We start from the raw sequence: 18,185 nt of genomic DNA, 5'->3' as shown, positions 1-18,185 counted from the left end.
CCGGGAACGACGCCGGGCAGCACCGCCGGGAAACCGGCACCACTGAAACATTGAAATGCCGCTAGTCCGCACGGAATAAGAACAGTCGGACTCGCGGCTGTGGCAGGGCCCAGCGCGGTCCGCAGACCACAACTGCACAAGGAGAAATAAGCAGCATGGCAAAGCGCAGCAAAGCATACGAGGCAGCCGCAGCCAAGATCGACGCGGAGAAGTTCTACGCGCCGTTCGAGGCAGTGACGCTCGCCAAGGACACCAACCCGTCCAAGTTCGACGCCACCGTTGAGGTCGCCTTCCGCCTGGGCGTTGACCCCCGCAAGGCCGACCAGATGGTCCGCGGCACCGTCAACCTGCCGCACGGCACCGGTAAGACCGCCCGCGTCCTCGTGTTCGCCACGGGTGAGAAGGCCGAAGCAGCAATCGCTGCCGGCGCCGACTTCGTTGGTTCCGACGACCTGATCGAAAAGATTGCCGGCGGCTGGACCGACTTCGACGCAGCCGTTGCCACCCCTGACCTCATGGGCAAGGTTGGCCGGCTCGGTAAGGTCCTGGGTCCGCGTAACCTGATGCCGAACCCGAAGACCGGCACCGTCACCCCCGATGTCACCAAGGCTGTCAACGACATCAAGGGCGGCAAGATCGACTTCCGCGTCGACAAGCACTCCAACCTGCACTTCATCATCGGCAAGGTTTCGTTTGACGCCACCAAGCTGGCCGAGAACTACGCCGCTGCCCTCGAAGAGGTGCTCCGTCTGAAGCCGTCCGCTTCCAAGGGCCGCTACATCCAGAAGGCAACGGTTGCCACCACGTTCGGTCCCGGCATCTCCGTTGACCCCAACGTCACCAAGGTTCTCATCGAGGCGTAACCCTCGCGAACCTGCGGCCGAGTATCCGGCCAGCACCAAAGGACCGTCCGGCATGTGCCGGGCGGTCCTTTTGCATTCCGTGGCCCTTATCGCACTAAAGTACGACGGCGGGACTCCCGTTCGGCGCGTCGGCTCGCCCTGTTGGACTCAGGGCGTTGCGGCTAGGCTGATCCGGTGACGACGCCCTCCTACCGGATCGAGCCGCTGTTCCTGCCTGGGTCACTTGACGCGCCCGACGCCACAGACTTCCTCGAATTCAGCGACCTCAGCGACGCCCTGGTGCTGGAGACCTGGGGCAACCTGGACCGGGCAACGCCCCGCAAGGCCCGGCTGGAGGCGTGGCGCGACGACGACTACGAGAAGCTGCGGCTCTTCTTCGTACGGCTGGACGACCGCATGGTGGCACGGTCCTGGGTGCGGTTTACCCAAAAGGAGAACCTCCAGGATGCGTTCCTCAGGGTGGACGTCCTCGACGGGTACAGCGGCCGCGGCATCGGCCAGGCCCTCCTGCGGCATGCGGAGGCTCTGGCGGCGGAGAACGGACGCAGCACCCTGCAGTCCTTCACCGAGCACGCGCCCGGGTTCGATCCGGACGGGCCGGGAATCCTCCGGCCCGGAACGGGGACGGGCGGGGTCCCGGCCGCGGCCCGCGGCGTACGGTTCGCCGCGGCTGCCGGTTACACCCTCGAACAGGTGACGCGTTTCAGCGCTCTGGACATGCCGCCGTCGGACGGTGTCCTTGACGCGCTGGAAGGCGAGGCAGCCGGCATCGCGGGGGACCAGTACGAAATTCTCGGCTGGACCGACCGCTGTCCCGATGAGTACGTCGAAGAGATGGCAGTGCTCATGTCCAAAATGAGCACGGACACCCCGGCAGGGGCGCTGCACTACGACGCCGAGGTGTGGGATGCCCAGCGCGTCCGGCACGTCGAGGACGAGTGGAGGCGGGCGGGCCTGGAGTCGCTGGTGGCAGTGGCCCGGCACACGTCGAGCGGCGAGCTGGCCGCCTACTCGGTGCTCCAGCACTCGGACGAAAAACCGTGGCTGGCCGAGCAGGACGACACTCTCGTGGCCCAGGCACACCGCGGGCACCGGCTGGGGATGCTCGTCAAGGTGCTCAACCTGCGGCGCCTGCAGAAGAACCATCCCGAGGTGGAGCGGGTCCTGACATTCAACGCCGCGGAGAATGACCACATGCTGGCCATCAATATAGCCCTGGGCTTCCATGCGGCAGGGTACGACGGCGAGTGGCAGCGCCGGCGTTAACCGGCATATGCTGGCGACGGATACACCGCGTGGACTCAAGCCCGCAGCCTTCAGGGCAAGCGGCGGAAACGGCTGGGGATGATGGCAATAGAGGTGCGGATCGAGCGGCTGTGGATTCCTGACTCCGTGGACGCTGCCGACGCAGCGGACTTCCTCGCGGCAGTGGAGGTGGGGCGCAAGGTCCGGATGGATACCTGGGGCAGTGACGACCTCGCCTACACGCCGCTGGAAAAGCTTCTCGAACTGGACGACCCGTACGAGCGCCAGGTGATCCTCGTGGCGAAGATCGGCGACGAGATCGTGGGCACCGTGGACATCGCCCTTCCCCTCGCCGACAACCTGGACCTTGCCGAGTTCACGCTGGACATCCTCCCCGAATACCAGCGCCAGGGCGTGGGCCGGCAGCTGCTGGAGGCTGCCGAGCACTTCGCCCGGGAGGAGGGCCGCACCATGATCCTGGTGGACACCAACCACCCGGGCGCCTCCCTGCACGAATTCGCGCCCGAGCAGCTGGTGCCCGGGTCGGGCCAGGGCTATGTGCCGCTGGGCAGCCGCGAGGTGGATTTCGCCCAGCGCACCGGGTACACGCTGCAGCACATTGAACAGTTCAGCTCGTGCGCGCTGCCGCTGGACAGCAAGCTGGTGGCCGAGCTCGAGGCGGAGGCGCAGGAGGCCAACAGCGGCCGCTACCGCTTGCACCACTGGACCGACCGCTGCCCGGAGCGATGGCTGGAAGCGGTGGCGGCCCTCGAAAACCAGGCCGGCGGCGACGCCGGGCCGGACGACAGTATGGTTTTCGACGCCAGGATCCTGCGTGAAGCGGAGGAAGTCACCATCTCCCAGGGACGGCGCACGGTGGTGACCGCCGTCGAGCATATCGCCACGGAGACGCTTGTGGGGCTGACCACCATCAGCGTCCTGGCGCAGCGGCAGGACGTCGTCTTCCAGGACGACACGGTGGTGCTACAGGCTCACCGCGGCAACAAGCTCGGCCTGCTCATCAAGGTGGCCAACATGGAGCGCCTCACCGAGCAGTTCCCCGACGCGCGGGTGATCTACACGTGGAACGCCCCGGAAAACCGGTACCTGCTCACGGTCAACCGCCAGCTCGGGTTCACGACGGCGGGAGTCACCGGGATCTGGCAGAAGGAACTGCCGGACCTGGGACCGAGCAGGAGCTAGACCGATTTGGTTATCCGCAGAACCCTCCCGTAAGCTTGAACTACCAAAGACCGTCGGTTGTTGGAATCCCACTCTTTCGAGCTCAGCTCAACTCTGCAGTTGTGTGCGGAAGGGCCAGTGGGTTTCCGGACGAAGGACCCTGAACATAGGGCGGCCGGCGCAGGTGAACGAAGCAAAGCTCCGCTGTCATGAACAGCGTTGAGCCAAGCCCCGTGCATCTGCGCGGGGCGTTTTTAGTTTTAGCTCACCTGAGCGGGGACCCGGAATACCGGCACTATCCCCGGAAGGAGGGTTATGGCAACGCCTACCAAGGTTTCAGCAGTAGCTGAGATCACTAACGATTTCAAGGAATCGAACGCCGCTGTCCTGACCGAATACCGTGGGCTCACCGTTGCACAGCTCAAGCAGCTGCGTGTTTCTCTCGGCCAGGACACCAAGTTCGCGGTCGTCAAGAACACCCTGACCGCTATTGCAGCCAAGGAAGCTGGTGTCGAAGCATTCGACGGCCAGCTCGCCGGCCCCACTGCAATCGCGTTCATCAAGGGTGACGCAGTTGCAGCTGCCAAGAGCCTGACGGATTTTGCCAAGGCCAACAAGCAGCTGGTCATCAAGACCGGTTACTTCGAGGGCAAGGCACTGAACGCCAGCGAAGTTGCTGCCCTGGCAGCACTCGAGTCCCGCGAGCTGCAGCTCGCCAAGGTTGCAGGCATCCTCAAGGCCCCTGCTGCCGCTGCTGCACGCATCATCGACGCACTGCGCCTCAAGCTTGAAGAAGAGAACGGTGCTCCGGCTGAAGCCGAAGCCCCCGCCGCTGAAGAAGCCCCGGCCGCAGAAGCAGCAGAGACCGAAGCTCCGGCCGAAGCCGCAGCCACCGAAGAGAACTAATTCTCTTTCAAACCAGACTCGGTGTGAAGGCAACGGCCCAGGCCGCCAAGCACCACCTATAGGAAGGACGCCACACCATGGCGAAGCTCAGCAACGAAGAGCTCATTGAAGCTTTCAAGGAACTGACCATCATCGAGCTCTCCGAGTTCGTCAAGCTCTTCGAAGAGACCTTCGAAGTTACCGCTGCTGCTGTTGCGGTTGCCGGCCCCGCCGGTGGCGCTGCCGCTGAGGAAGCCGAAGAGAAGACCGACTTCGACGTCATCCTCGAAGCTGCTGGCGACAAGAAGATCGCAGTGATCAAGGAAGTTCGCGCCATCACCTCCCTCGGCCTCAAGGAAGCCAAGGACCTGGTTGACAGCGCTCCCAAGGCTGTTCTCGAAGGCGCCACCAAGGAAGCTGCCGAGAAGGCAAAGGCTCAGCTCGAAGAAGCTGGCGCCACCGTTACCCTCAAGTAACACTGCTTGTTCAGGAATCCCTGTCCACTCCGGTGGGCGGGGATTCCTGCGTTTAACCCAACTAGGTAGCAGTTAAGGGCGTTCCCAGGGCTGAGAACGCCCTCATGTGCTACCTAGTTGGGTTCACTGATGTCCGCGAGCACCGCGCCGAGGGCCGAGACCAGGGCGTCGGCGTCCACGAATGCGCTGTAGCCGTGCTGGCCCGCGCCCATGGATATCCGCTTGCCGGCGATGGTCCGGTCCGCGTAGACAGGCCATGCCGTGGTGCTGCCGAGCGGCGTGATGGTGCCGCGCTCATAGCCGGTGGCCTCCAGTGCCACGTCCGCGGCAGGAAGCGAGAGCTTGTTGACGCCCACCAGGCTGCGCAGCTTGGGCCAGGAGATCTGGCGGTCGCCCGGGATGAGGGCGAAGAGGAAGCTGCCGTCCTTGTGCTTCACCACGAGGGATTTCACGATGTCCGCCGGGCTGATCCCTAGGATCGCGGCCGCCTCTTCGAGGCTGCGGGCCGCCAGCCGTTCGACGAGCTGGACGTCCAGGCCGCGCGCCACGGCGTCGGCAAGGAACCGCTCCCTGCCGTTCCTGCCGCCGTCGGTCCCGTTAGGTCCCGACGGCGGCACGTTGGGTCCCGACGGCGGAACGCCGTTCATCAGTCGCGGAACAGCAGGAGGGCCTCACCCTGGCCGCCGCCTCCGCAGAGCGAAACCGCCGCCTTGCCCTGGCCGCGTCGCTTCAGTTCATGCGCCGCATGGAGTGCCAGCCGTGCACCGGAGGCACCGATCGGGTGGCCCAGCGCGATGGCACCGCCGTGAATGTTGCACTGCTCCAGCGGGTAGTCCAGGTCCTTGAGGGACTGCACGGCCACCGAACCGAACGCCTCGTTGATCTCGATGAAGTCCAGGTCCGCGGCACTCCAGCCGGCCCGGTCCAGCGCGTTCCGGATGGCGTTGGAAGGCTGGGAGTGGAGGGAGTTGTCCGGCCCGGCCACCTGCCCGGGCTTGCCCACCACAGCCAGGTACTCCAGCCCGTTTTCCTCCGCGAACTTGCGCGAGGTCAGGACCAGGGCGGAGGCGCCGTCGGACAGGGGAGAGGAGTTGCCGGCCGTGATGGTGCCGTCGGTGACGAAGGCTGCCCGCAGTCCGGCCAGGGACTCGACGGTGGTTTCCGGCCGGACGCCCTCGTCGGTGGAAACCACCACTGGATCCCCCTTGCGCTGCTTGACGCTGATCGGGGAGATCTCGTCGTCGAAAACGCCGTTCTTCGAGGCAATGGCGGCGCGCTGGTGTGAATTGGCGGCCACAGTGTCCTGCGCGGTCCGGTCAATGCCCAGCGTCAGGTTCTTGGATTCGGTGGACAGTCCCATCGACTGGCCATCGAACGCGTCGGTCAGGCCGTCGTGTGCGGCAACGTCCAGCGCCTGGACGGTCCCGTAGTTCCACCCCTGGCGGGAGCCGGGGAGGACGTGGGGTGCCCGTGTCATCGACTCCTGGCCGCCGGCGACGACGACGGTGGCGTCGCCGGCGCGGATCATCCGCGCCGCGTCGATCACCGCGGTAAGCCCGGAAAGGCAGACCTTATTAATGGTCACGGTGGGGACGTTCCAGCCGATGCCGGCGCCGATGGCGCTCTGGCGGGCCGGGTTCTGCCCGGCCCCGGCCTGAAGGACCTGGCCCATGATGACGGCGTCCACCTGGCCGGAGTCCACTCCGCTCGCCGCAATGGCCGCCTTGATCGCGTGCGCCCCGAGCTCGACGGCGGTGAAGCTCGCCAGTTGCCCGTTCAGCCGGCCCTGCGGGGTACGTGCGCCGGACAGGATGACAACGTCGCTGTTGTCCACGGAATTGCTCATGGATGTTCTCTTCCGATCTTTGGTCGTTGGTTGGCCTAAGGGTATCGTGAGCCCGGTCACCTATCCATTCAACGCTGGGAAGGCGGGGTCCATTCCGGTTAGGTGCCCGTGGCAACGGTGCTTGCATTCTGCTGGCAAGTGGGGTAGACACGCGTGGGGTTTTGCCGTATCGTAGATATTTGCGTCTTCCCTGTTTACCTTCAGCCTTCATATAGCGGTGGGCTTAGCCTGTTAGCTGTTCCATCAATGTGCCGTGAACAACGTCACCAGCATGGGCAGCACCAGGTTCCGGGTCATATAGCGGAACCGGATGGTAGCACTGCGGAGTCACTCCGCAGGGTGAAAAGCGGGGGAGATCTGAAAACGCCTGAAGGTCTGTGGAAGGATCCCTCTTGGTCGCCTCGAGCACCTCTAATAACGAAACCGCTAATACGGCAAGCACCGATGGTGCGACTCGCCGGCTCTCATTCGCAAAGATTCACGAACCTCTTGACGTTCCGAATCTGCTTGCCCTGCAGACGGACAGCTTCGACTGGCTGGTCGGAAATGAACGCTGGCAGGCCCGCGTTGCGAAGGCCGTCGAAGAAGGCGACCTGAGCGTCGCCACCACCTCCGGTCTTTCCGACATCTTCGAAGAGATCTCCCCGATTGAGGACTTCCAGGGCACCATGTCCCTGAGCTTCTCCGATCCGGAGTTCGCTGATCCGAAGTACACCATGGCTGAATGCAAGGACCGGGACGCTACGTACTCGGCACCGCTGTACGTCAAGGCCGAATTCATGAACAACAACACGGGCGAAATCAAGCAGCAGACCGTGTTCATGGGTGACTTCCCGCTGATGACCGAGAAGGGCACCTTCGTCGTCAACGGCACCGAGCGTGTCGTCGTTTCCCAGCTGGTCCGTTCCCCGGGCGCCTACTTTGAGCGCGCCGCCGACAAGACCAGCGACAAGGACATCTTTACCGCAAAGATCATTCCGTCCCGCGGCGCCTGGTTCGAGCTCGAGATCGACAAGCGCGACCAGGTCGGCGTGCGCCTCGACCGCAAGCGCAAGCAGTCGGTCACGGTGCTGCTGAAGGCCCTCGGCTGGACTGAAGGCCAGATCCTCGAGGAGTTCGGCCAGTACGACTCCATGCGTGCAACGCTGGAGAAGGACGCCACCGAAACCCGCGAAGACGCCCTGCTGGACATCTACCGCAAGCTGCGTCCGGGCGAGCCGCCCACAGTCGAGGCTGCCCAGTCCCTGCTGGACAACCTGTACTTCAACTCCAAGCGCTACGATCTGGCCAAGGTTGGCCGCTACAAGATCAACCGCAAGCTTGGCATCGACCGCTCCCTTGGCGACAAGGAAGCCTCGGTCCTGCACGTTGAAGACATCGTGGCCATGATCAAGTTCCTCGTCGCGCTGCACGCCGGCGAGAAGACCCTCATGGGCAAGCGCGACGGTGAAGACCACGAGCTGCGCGTCGAGATCGATGACATCGACCACTTCGGCAACCGCCGCATCCGCGCCGTAGGCGAGCTCATCGAGAACCAGGTCCGCACCGGCCTGTCCCGCATGGAGCGCGTCGTCCGCGAACGCATGACCACGCAGGACGTCGAGGCCATCACGCCGCAGACCCTGATCAACATCCGTCCCGTTGTGGCAGCCATCAAGGAGTTCTTCGGAACCTCCCAGCTGTCCCAGTTCATGGACCAGAACAACCCGCTCTCGGGCCTTACCCACAAGCGCCGCCTCTCCGCGCTTGGCCCCGGCGGTCTGTCCCGTGACCGTGCCGGCATGGAAGTCCGAGACGTCCACCCGTCCCACTACGGACGTATGTGCCCCATCGAAACCCCTGAAGGCCCGAACATTGGTCTGATCGGCTCGCTGGCATCCTACGGCCGCATCAACCCGTTCGGTTTCATCGAGACGCCGTACCGCCTGGTCAAGGATGGGGTCGTCTCCGACGACGTCCAGTACCTCACGGCCGACGACGAGGCAGAGGTCCTGATCGCACAGGCCAACGCTCCGCTCGACGAGAACAAGCGCTTCGCTGAAGAGACCGTCCTGGTCCGTGCCCGCGGTGGTGGAGGCGAGCCCGTGCTCGTTCCCGCTGCTGATGTTCAGTTCATGGATGTTTCCCCGCGCCAGATGGTGTCCGTGGCAACCGCCCTGATCCCGTTCCTTGAGCACGACGACGCCAACCGTGCACTCATGGGTGCCAACATGCAGCGCCAGGCTGTGCCGCTGGTCCGTTCCGAGGCCCCGTTCGTGGGTACCGGCATGGAGCGTGCTGCCGCCGTCGACGCAGGCGACGTCACCATCGCGAAGAAGGCCGGTGTGGTTACCGAGGTCTCCGCTGAGCTGGTCGTCATGCTCAACGACGACGGTACGGAAACCAACTACCGCATCAACAAGTTCGCCCGCTCCAACCAGGGCAACTGCTACAACAACCGTGTCCTGGTGAACGAAGGCCAGCGCCTGGAAGTTGGCGGCATCATCGCTGACGGCCCGGCAACGGACCAGGGCGAGCTCGCCCTCGGTAAGAACCTGCTCGTGGCATTCATGTCATGGGAAGGCCACAACTTCGAGGATGCCATCATCCTGTCCCAGCGCATCGTGGCAGAGGACGTCCTTTCCTCCATCCACATCGAGGAGCACGAGATCGATGCCCGCGACACCAAGCTCGGTGCTGAGGAAATCACCCGTGACATCCCCAACGTGTCCGAGGAAGTCCTGGCTGGCCTGGACGAGCGCGGCATCATTCACATCGGTGCCGAGGTTGAAGCCGGCGACATCCTGGTCGGAAAGGTCACCCCGAAGGGTGAAACCGAACTGACCCCGGAAGAGCGCCTGCTCCGCGCCATCTTCGGTGAGAAGTCCCGCGAAGTCCGCGACACCTCCCTGAAGGTTCCGCACGGCGAGTCCGGCACCGTCATCGGCGTGCGCGTCTTCGACCGCGACAACGACGACGAACTGCCCCCGGGCGTCAACCAGCTGGTCCGCGTCTACGTGGCTGCCAAGCGCAAGATCACCGACGGCGACAAGCTCGCCGGCCGCCACGGCAACAAGGGTGTTATCTCCAAGATCCTCCCGATCGAGGACATGCCCTTCCTTGCCGACGGTACCCCCGTTGACATCGTCCTGAACCCGCTGGGTGTTCCGGGCCGTATGAACGTCGGCCAGGTGCTGGAAACGCACCTCGGCTGGGTTGCCAAGACGGGCTGGAAGATCGAAGGCGAGCCGGAGTGGGCCAAGCAGCTGCCGAACCTGCCGCGCGAGAGTGGCCAGACCACTGTTGCAACGCCGGTCTTCGACGGCGCCCGCGAAGAGGAAATCACCGGGCTGCTGGACTCCACCAACCCGACCCGTGACGGCGAACGCCTGATCAACTCCTCGGGCAAGACGCGCCTGTTCGACGGCCGCTCCGGCGAGCCGTTCCCGGATCCGATCTCGGTCGGCTACATGTACATCCTGAAGCTCCACCACCTGGTGGACGACAAGATCCACGCCCGCTCCACCGGCCCGTACTCCATGATCACGCAGCAGCCGCTGGGTGGTAAGGCACAGTTCGGTGGCCAGCGATTCGGTGAAATGGAAGTGTGGGCGCTCGAAGCTTACGGCGCCGCCTACACGCTCCAGGAACTGCTCACGATCAAGTCCGATGACATCCACGGCCGTGTGAAGGTCTACGAGGCGATCGTCAAGGGCGAGAACATCCCTGAGCCGGGTGTTCCCGAATCCTTCAAGGTGTTGATCAAGGAAATGCAGTCGCTGTGCCTGAACGTGGAAGTGCTTTCCACGGACGGAACCACAATTGAAATGCGTGACTCTGATGACGCAGTCTTCACGGCTGCGGAAGAACTGGGCATCGATCTGTCTCGTGCAGAGCCCAGCTCCGTAGAAGAGGTCTAGCAGGGGTCCCGACGGCGGGTGGTGACCACCCGTCGTCGGCCTCTCGACCCTTTCCCGTAACCGGATACCGGTGGTTGAGCTTGTCGAAACCTCACCGAATCCAAGACTTCAGAATTTAGAGAACAAGAGAGAACAGGGACCATATGTCCAGCGAATCCTCCTTCGGCCTCATGCAGATCGGCCTCGCCACCGCGGAAGACATCCGCGGCTGGTCGTACGGCGAGGTTAAGAAGCCGGAAACCATCAACTACCGCACGCTCAAGCCCGAGAAGGACGGCCTCTTCTGCGAGAAGATCTTCGGCCCGTCCCGTGACTGGGAATGCTACTGCGGCAAGTACAAGCGCGTGCGCTTCAAGGGCATCATCTGTGAGCGGTGTGGCGTTGAGGTCACCCGCGCCAAGGTGCGCCGTGAGCGCATGGGCCACATTGAACTGGCTGCTCCCGTCACCCACATCTGGTACTTCAAGGGTGTTCCGTCCCGTCTGGGCTACCTCCTTGACCTGGCTCCGAAGGACCTCGAAAAGGTCATCTACTTCGCTGCCTACATGATCACCAGCGTCGACGAAGAAAACCGCCACGCGGAACTGCCCAACCTGCAGGTTGAGCACGACGTCGAGAAGAAGCAGCTGATCGACAACCGCGACTCCGACATCGCCGCGATCGCCCGCGACCTTGAGAACGAGCTTGCCCGTCTCGAGGGCGAGGGTGCCAAGGCTGCCGACAAGAAGAAGGCACGCGACTCCGCTGACCGCCAAATGGCGAACGTCCGCAAGCGTGCCGACGCCGAGATCGAGCGCCTCGAACAAGTCTGGGACCGCTTCAAGAACCTGAAGGTCGCCGACCTCGAAGGTGACGAGGGCCTGTACCGCGAACTGCGTGACCGCTACGGCATGTACTTCGAAGGCTCCATGGGTGCCGAGGCCATCAAGAAGCGTCTTGAGAACTTCGACATGCAGGCCGAGTCCGACAACCTGCGCGACATCATCGCCAACGGCAAGGGCCAGCGCAAGACCCGCGCCCTGAAGCGCCTGAAGGTGGTCAACGCGTTCCTGACCACCAACAACAGCCCGCTCGGCATGGTGCTGGACGCCGTCCCGGTGATCCCGCCGGAACTGCGCCCGATGGTCCAGCTGGACGGTGGCCGCTTCGCGACCTCCGACCTCAACGACCTCTACCGCCGCGTGATCAACCGCAACAACCGACTCAAGCGACTGCTTGACCTCGGTGCTCCGGAGATCATCGTCAACAACGAGAAGCGCATGCTTCAGGAAGCTGTTGACAGCCTCTTCGACAACGGCCGCCGCGGCCGTCCGGTCACCGGACCGGGCAACCGTCCGCTGAAGTCCCTGAGCGACATGCTCAAGGGCAAGCAGGGCCGTTTCCGCCAGAACCTCCTCGGCAAGCGCGTCGACTACTCCGGCCGTTCGGTCATCGTCGTCGGCCCGCAGCTGAAGCTGCACCAGTGTGGCCTGCCCAAGCAGATGGCTCTGGAGCTCTTCAAGCCGTTCGTGATGAAGCGCCTGGTTGACCTCAACCACGCCCAGAACATCAAGTCGGCCAAGCGCATGGTCGAGCGTTACCGTCCGCAGGTCTGGGACGTGCTCGAAGAGATCATCACCGAACACCCGGTGCTGCTCAACCGTGCACCTACCCTGCACCGCCTCGGCATCCAGGCATTCGAGCCGCAGCTTGTTGAAGGCAAGGCCATCCAGCTTCACCCGCTGGTTTGTGGCGCGTTCAACGCTGACTTCGACGGCGACCAGATGGCAGTCCACCTGCCGCTGAGCCCCGAAGCCCAGGCTGAGGCACGCATCCTGATGCTGTCGTCCAACAACATCCTGAAGCCGTCCGACGGCCGCCCGGTGACCCTGCCTTCGCAGGATATGATCATCGGCCTCTACCACCTGACCACCAAGCGCGTGGGTTCAGCCGGTGAAGGACGGATCTTCGGCTCCGTGTCCGAGGCCATCATGGCCTTCGACGCACACGAGCTGCACCTGAACTCCCAGGTCAAGATCCGCCTTGAGGGCTTTGTTCCTTACGCCGGCTGGGAAGCTCCGGAAGGCTGGGAGCAGGGTCAGCCCGCACTGGTGGACACCTCCCTGGGCCAGGTTCTCTTCAACGAGACCCTGCCCGAGGACTACCCGTGGGTTGAGGCTGTTGCCGACAAGGGCGAGCTGTCCCGCATCGTCAACGACCTCGCGGAGCGCTACCCGAAGGTTGTCACGGCCGCAACGCTGGACAACCTGAAGGATGCCGGTTTCTACTGGGCCACCCGCTCGGGCGTCACCGTCGCCATCTCCGACATCGAGGTTCCGGAGGCCAAGCCGGCCATCCTGGCCGGATACGAGGAGCGCGCCGCCAAGATCCAGGGACAGTACGACAAGGGCCTGATCGACGACGACGAGCGTCGCCAGGAACTGATCGAGATCTGGAACAAGGCAACCAACGAGATCGCCCAGGCCATGCGCGACAGCCTGTCGCCGATGAACACCATCAACCGCATGGTGTCCTCCGGTGCACGTGGTAACTGGATGCAGGTCCGTCAGATCGCGGGTATCCGTGGCCTGGTGGCCAACCCGAAGGGTGAAATCATCCCGCGTCCGATCAAGTCCTCCTACCGTGAGGGCCTGTCGGTGCTGGAATACTTCATCGCCACGCACGGTGCACGTAAGGGTCTTGCCGACACCGCGCTGCGTACCGCCAACTCGGGTTACCTGACCCGTCGTCTGGTGGACGTTTCGCAGGACGTCATCGTCCGTGAAGAGGACTGCGGCACCGAACGCGGCCTCGTCACGCCGATCGCCGTGGCTGACGCCAACGGTGAGCTGACCCTGGACGAGAACGTCGAGAACAGCGCCTACGCCCGTACGCTGGCCGTGGACGTCGTCGACTCCAAGGGCAACGTCCTGGCTCCGGCCGGCACAGACTGCGGTGACGTCGTGATCGCTGAGCTGTTCGCAGCCGGCATCACCGAGGTCAAGGTCCGCTCCGTGCTCACCTGTGAGTCCAGCGTCGGAACCTGTGCCCTGTGCTACGGCCGTTCGCTGGCCACCGGCAAGACCGTGGATATTGGTGAAGCCGTGGGCATCATCGCCGCACAGTCCATCGGTGAACCCGGCACCCAGCTGACCATGCGTACGTTCCACACCGGTGGTGCTGTTTCCGCCAGCGGTGGCGACGACATCACCCAGGGTCTGCCCCGTATCCAGGAGCTCTTCGAAGCCCGTACCCCGAAGGGTGTGGCGCCGATTGCGGAAGCAGCCGGACGCATCACCATCGAGGAATCCGAGCGTCAGATGCGCCTGGTGATCACTCCGGACGACGGTTCCGAAGAGATCGCCTACCCGGTCCTGCGCCGGTCGCGTCTCCTGATCGAGGACGGCCAGCACGTGTCGGTGGGCCAGAAGCTCATCAACGGTCCGGTCGACCCGAAGCAGGTCCTGCGCATCATGGGTCCGCGTGCCGCACAGAAGTTCCTCGTGGACGAAGTGCAGGGCGTGTACCGCAGCCAGGGCATTGGCATCCACGACAAGCACGTGGAAGTCATCGTCCGCCAGATGCTGCGCCGCGTCACGGTCATCGAATCCGGCGACTCCGACCTGCTCCCGGGTGAGCTGGCCGAGCGCAGCCGGTTCGAGGACGCCAACCGCCGCGTTGTATCCGAGGGCAAGACTCCGGCTTCCGGACGTCCCGAGCTCATGGGTATCACCAAGGCGTCGCTGGCCACCGAGTCCTGGCTGTCCGCAGCATCCTTCCAGGAGACCACCCGCGTCCTGACGCAGGCGGCCATGGAAGGCAAGAGCGATCCGCTGCTCGGCCTCAAGGAGAACGTCATCATCGGTAAGCTGATCCCGGCCGGCACGGGTCTCCCGCGCTACACCGAGATCACGGTGGAACCGACTGAGGAAGCAAAGGCCAACCTGTTCACCGGCCCGAGCGCATTCAGCGATTTCTCTTACGACACGCTGGGCGGTGACGGAGCTCCTGAGTTCCACGCCATCCCGCTGGATGACTACGACCTCGGCAACGACTTCCGGTAGCCACCGGTAATCACTGCCTGACGACGGATGGCCCCCACCGCAAGGTGTGGGGCCATTCCCGTTTAACCCATCGATTGTTCCGGTAACGCCCTTTTGGGGATCCTAAACGGCGTTACCGGAGCAATCGATGGGGGACTAGGGGCCGATTAAGGACTCAGGGCAGTCCGTGCTAGACTTGAGACCAATTGTTATTGTGGCAGTGGATGAGTGCGCCCGGTGTTAGCTAGAAGGCTGTATCAGCTGAAAAGCAGAACCGAGAGCGACGTTTCCGGTTTGCAGGGTTCTTGTGCAACGTATGCCACATTTTCGCATGCCTAGGGACAATTGCGGCCGCGAGCTGCAGCGTCCTCCTTATGCGAATCCGACATCAAGGCTTCGCCTCAGCTGCTCTGGAGACTTCTTCAAAGCTCGGGCGGCGAGGCAAAGAAACAGGAGAGCGGCTGTCAGAGGCCGCTCCGGATAAAACGGAGAACACGAAAGTGCCTACGATTAACCAGCTGGTCCGCAAGGGCCGCACGCCGAAGGTCTCAAAGACCAAGGCCCCCGCGCTTAAGGGCAGCCCGATGCGCCGCGGTGTTTGCACCCGCGTCTACACCACCACCCCGAAGAAGCCGAACTCGGCTCTGCGTAAGGTTGCACGTGTGCGCCTCAACGGTGGCATCGAAGTTACCGCCTACATCCCCGGTGTTGGCCACAACCTCCAGGAGCACTCCATTGTGCTCGTCCGTGGTGGTCGTGTGAAGGACCTTCCCGGCGTCCGCTACAAGATCGTCCGCGGTGCCCTCGATACCCAGGGTGTCAAGAACCGTAAGCAGGCACGCAGCCGCTACGGCGCAAAGATGGAGAAGAAGTAATATGCCTCGCAAGGGTCCGGCCCCCAAGCGGCCGCTCGTATCAGATCCCGTCTATGGCTCCCCGCTGGTCACCCAGCTGATCAACAAGGTGCTGGTTGACGGCAAGAAGTCCACCGCAGAGCGCATCGTTTACGGTGCCCTCGAAGGTGCACGCGCGAAGTCCGGCGGCGACCCCGTCGCAGCCCTGAAGAAGGCCATGGACAACGTCAAGCCTTCCCTCGAGGTCCGCTCCCGCCGTGTCGGTGGCGCCACCTACCAGGTTCCGGTTGAGGTCAAGCCGGGCCGCTCCACCGCCCTCGCCCTGCGTTGGCTGGTCGGCTACTCCAAGGCCCGCCGCGAAAAGACGATGACCGAGCGTCTCCAGAACGAAATCCTGGATGCCTCGAACGGTCTCGGTGCCGCTGTGAAGCGTCGCGAAGACACCCACAAGATGGCCGAGTCCAACAAGGCCTTCGCCCACTACCGCTGGTAAAACTTCCCGTACGCCGCCGGCTCAGACGAGCCGGCGGCGAACGCGTAGTCCATCCGAAAGGGAGACACCGTGGCACAGGACGTGCTTACAGACCTTAGTAAGGTCCGCAACATCGGCATCATGGCCCACATCGATGCCGGCAAGACCACCACCACCGAGCGCATTCTGTTCTACACAGGTGTGAACCACAAGATTGGCGAAACGCACGACGGCGCTTCGACCACCGACTGGATGGAACAGGAAAAGGAACGCGGCATCACCATCACGTCTGCCGCCGTGACCTGCTTCTGGGAAAACAACCAGATCAACATCATCGACACCCCGGGCCACGTGGACTTCACGGTTGAGGTTGAGCGCTCCCTGCGCGTCCTCGACGGTGCCGTTGCCGTCTTCGATGGCAAGGAAGGCGTTGAGCCGCAGTCTGAGACCGTATGGCGCCAGGCTGACAAGTACAACGTTCCGCGTATCTGCTTCGTCAACAAGATGGACAAGCTGGGCGCTGACTTCTACTTCACCGTAGACACCATCATCAGCCGCCTCGGTGCCAAGCCGCTGGTCATGCAGCTGCCCATCGGTGCCGAGAACGACTTCATCGGCGTCGTGGACCTGCTCTACATGCGCGCACTGGTGTGGCCCGGCGATGCCAAGGGTGACGTCACCATGGGCGCCAAGTACGAAATCCGCGAGATTCCGGAAGACCTCAAGGCCAAGGCCGAGGAATACCGTTCAACCCTCGTGGAGACCGTTGCAGAGGCCTCCGAAGAACTCATGGAGAAGTACCTCGAAGGTGAAGAACTCACCATCGACGAACTCAAGGCCGGCATCCGCAAGATGACGATCAACTCCGAGCTCTACCCGGTGTTCTGTGGTTCCGCGTTCAAGAACCGTGGCGTTCAGCCGATGCTCGATGCAGTCGTCGACTACCTGCCGAACCCGCTCGACGTCCCGCCGATGATCGGTCACGATCCCCGCGACGAAGAGAAGGAACTGACCCGCAAGCCGTCCGCCGAAGAGCCGTTCTCCGCTCTGGCGTTCAAGATTGCGGCGCACCCGTTCTTCGGCCAGCTCACCTTCATCCGCGTGTACTCCGGTCACGTGGAAGCAGGCGCGCAGGTGGTCAACTCCACCAAGGGCAAGAAGGAGCGCATCGGCAAGCTGTTCCAGATGCACGCCAACAAGGAAATGCCCGTTGAGGGCGCTACCGCCGGCCACATCTACGCAGCGATCGGTCTGAAGGACACCACCACGGGCGACACCCTGTGCGACTCCAGCAACCAGATCGTCCTCGAGTCCATGAGCTTCCCGGAGCCCGTGATCTCGGTTGCCATCGAACCCAACACCAAGGGTGACCAGGAGAAGCTCTCCACGGCCATCCAGAAGCTCTCCGCTGAGGACCCGACCTTCCAGGTCTCCCTCAACGAAGACACCGGCCAGACCATCATCGCCGGCATGGGCGAGCTCCACCTGGACATCCTGGTGGACCGCATGCGCCGCGAATTCAAGGTCGAGGCCAACGTTGGCAAGCCGCAGGTCGCTTACCGCGAAACCATCAAGCGTGCCGTTGAGCGTCACGACTACACGCACAAGAAGCAGACCGGTGGTTCCGGCCAGTTCGCAAAGATCCAGATCGCGATCGAGCCGCTGGACACTGCGGAAGGCGAGCTGTACGAGTTCGAGAACAAGGTCACTGGTGGCCGTGTTCCGCGCGAGTACATCCCGTCGGTGGACGCCGGTATCCAGGACGCACTGAACGACGGTGTCCTGGCCGGTTACCCGGTTGTTGGCATCAAGGCAACGCTGGTTGACGGCGCCTACCACGATGTTGACTCCTCGGAAATGGCGTTCAAGATCGCCGGCCGTATGGCTTTCAAGGAAGCCGCACGCAAGGCGAACCCTGTTCTGCTCGAACCGCTGATGGATGTCGAGGTCCGCACCCCTGAGGAATACATGGGTGAAGTTATCGGTGACCTCAACTCCCGCCGTGGCCAGATGCAGTCCATGGAGGATGCCCAGGGCGTCAAGGTTGTCCGCGCACACGTACCGCTGTCCGGCATGTTCGGCTACATCGGTGACCTGCGTTCGAAGACCCAGGGCCGCGCTGTGTACTCCATGACGTTCAACAGCTACGCCGAGGTCCCGAAGGCAGTTGCCGACGAGATCATCCAGAAGTCCCGCGGCGAATAGTCCACGCGACAAGCTGCGAAAAACCCGGTGCGTTTCCCCTGCGGAACACACTTAGTGCAGATGGCCGGAACGCTGGTTCCGGCCCGGTTCCGGCCATCAGCACGAACAGGCTCTAGGCACTAGTATTAGTTCCTGAATCTGCAATTTCACCAATCCAAAGCCCCCAAGTAGACTTACTGGAGTTTCTGCCGCGATAAGCGCGGTTGAAGGTAAGCCATTTGAAAAACGTTCTAGGA

12 protein-coding genes are annotated in these 18,185 nt (G+C 63.3%); 10 read left to right on the top strand and 2 right to left on the bottom strand.

The window, feature by feature from the left end; genetic code table 11:
• The first annotated feature begins 155 nt into the window (after nucleotides 1-155).
• The 5 genes from rplA to rplL all read left to right on the top strand — a co-directional run bounded on the left by rplA (nucleotide 156) and on the right by rplL (nucleotide 4,651).
• Complete coding sequence (gene rplA, locus ABRP34_RS07535; protein WP_003803842.1) at nucleotides 156-863, top strand: 50S ribosomal protein L1; 708 nt, start codon at nucleotides 156-158, stop codon at nucleotides 861-863.
• A 174-nt stretch (nucleotides 864-1,037) separates the two neighbouring features.
• A complete protein-coding gene (locus ABRP34_RS07530; protein ID WP_353712737.1) occupies nucleotides 1,038-2,129 on the top strand; it encodes a GNAT family N-acetyltransferase in 1,092 nt (363 codons plus the stop codon).
• Nucleotides 2,130-2,210: 81 nt separating this feature from the next.
• Nucleotides 2,211-3,311, top strand: a complete 1,101-nt coding sequence (locus ABRP34_RS07525) for a GNAT family N-acetyltransferase (protein ID WP_353713330.1) — start codon at nucleotides 2,211-2,213, stop codon at nucleotides 3,309-3,311.
• Nucleotides 3,312-3,605: 294 nt separating this feature from the next.
• Entirely contained in the window at nucleotides 3,606-4,196 is a 591-nt protein-coding gene (gene rplJ / locus ABRP34_RS07520; RefSeq protein ID WP_314191560.1) for a 50S ribosomal protein L10, read from the top strand.
• 77 nt (nucleotides 4,197-4,273) lie between these two features.
• On the top strand, nucleotides 4,274-4,651 hold the full coding sequence (rplL, locus tag ABRP34_RS07515; protein ID WP_003803837.1) for a 50S ribosomal protein L7/L12: 378 nt from the start codon (nucleotides 4,274-4,276) through the stop codon (nucleotides 4,649-4,651).
• Nucleotides 4,652-4,764: 113 nt separating this feature from the next.
• Here rplL and ABRP34_RS07510 read toward each other — a convergent pair whose 3' ends face one another.
• A complete protein-coding gene (locus tag ABRP34_RS07510) occupies nucleotides 4,765-5,298 on the bottom strand; it encodes a YbaK/EbsC family protein (protein ID WP_353712736.1) in 534 nt (177 codons plus the stop codon).
• Nucleotides 5,298-6,497, bottom strand: coding sequence for an acetyl-CoA C-acetyltransferase (locus ABRP34_RS07505; protein WP_003803835.1), 1,200 nt, complete (start codon nucleotides 6,495-6,497; stop codon nucleotides 5,298-5,300). Before ABRP34_RS07505 ends, ABRP34_RS07510 begins: the two co-directional genes overlap by 1 nt.
• Nucleotides 6,498-6,889: 392 nt before the next feature.
• On the opposite strand from ABRP34_RS07505, the gene rpoB reads away from it, so the two are divergent.
• The 5 genes from rpoB to fusA all read left to right on the top strand — a co-directional run bounded on the left by rpoB (nucleotide 6,890) and on the right by fusA (nucleotide 17,949).
• Nucleotides 6,890-10,396 (top strand): DNA-directed RNA polymerase subunit beta, encoded by a 3,507-nt coding sequence (rpoB, locus tag ABRP34_RS07500; protein WP_307104323.1) that lies wholly within the window; start codon nucleotides 6,890-6,892, stop codon nucleotides 10,394-10,396.
• Nucleotides 10,397-10,539: 143 nt separating this feature from the next.
• On the top strand, nucleotides 10,540-14,439 hold the full coding sequence (locus ABRP34_RS07495; RefSeq protein ID WP_003803831.1) for a DNA-directed RNA polymerase subunit beta': 3,900 nt from the start codon (nucleotides 10,540-10,542) through the stop codon (nucleotides 14,437-14,439).
• A gap of 479 nt (nucleotides 14,440-14,918) precedes the next feature.
• Nucleotides 14,919-15,293: a 30S ribosomal protein S12 gene (gene rpsL, locus ABRP34_RS07490; protein ID WP_003803830.1), complete on the top strand. Its 375-nt coding sequence runs from the start codon at nucleotides 14,919-14,921 to the stop codon at nucleotides 15,291-15,293.
• A 1-nt stretch (nucleotide 15,294) separates the two neighbouring features.
• A complete protein-coding gene (gene rpsG / locus ABRP34_RS07485) occupies nucleotides 15,295-15,765 on the top strand; it encodes a 30S ribosomal protein S7 (protein ID WP_003803829.1) in 471 nt (156 codons plus the stop codon).
• Between the two features lie 69 nt (nucleotides 15,766-15,834).
• Complete coding sequence (fusA, locus tag ABRP34_RS07480; protein ID WP_003803828.1) at nucleotides 15,835-17,949, top strand: elongation factor G; 2,115 nt, start codon at nucleotides 15,835-15,837, stop codon at nucleotides 17,947-17,949.
• Nucleotides 17,950-18,185: the final 236 nt, after the last annotated feature.

Origin of the sequence: Arthrobacter sp. K5 (genome assembly GCF_040448525.1) — a bacterium.
In the GTDB taxonomy this organism is placed as follows: Bacteria; Actinomycetota; Actinomycetes; order Actinomycetales; family Micrococcaceae; genus Arthrobacter; species Arthrobacter globiformis.
The sequence above is the reverse complement of the archived record's forward strand: the minus strand, read 5'-3'. Positions and strand labels throughout refer to the sequence as shown.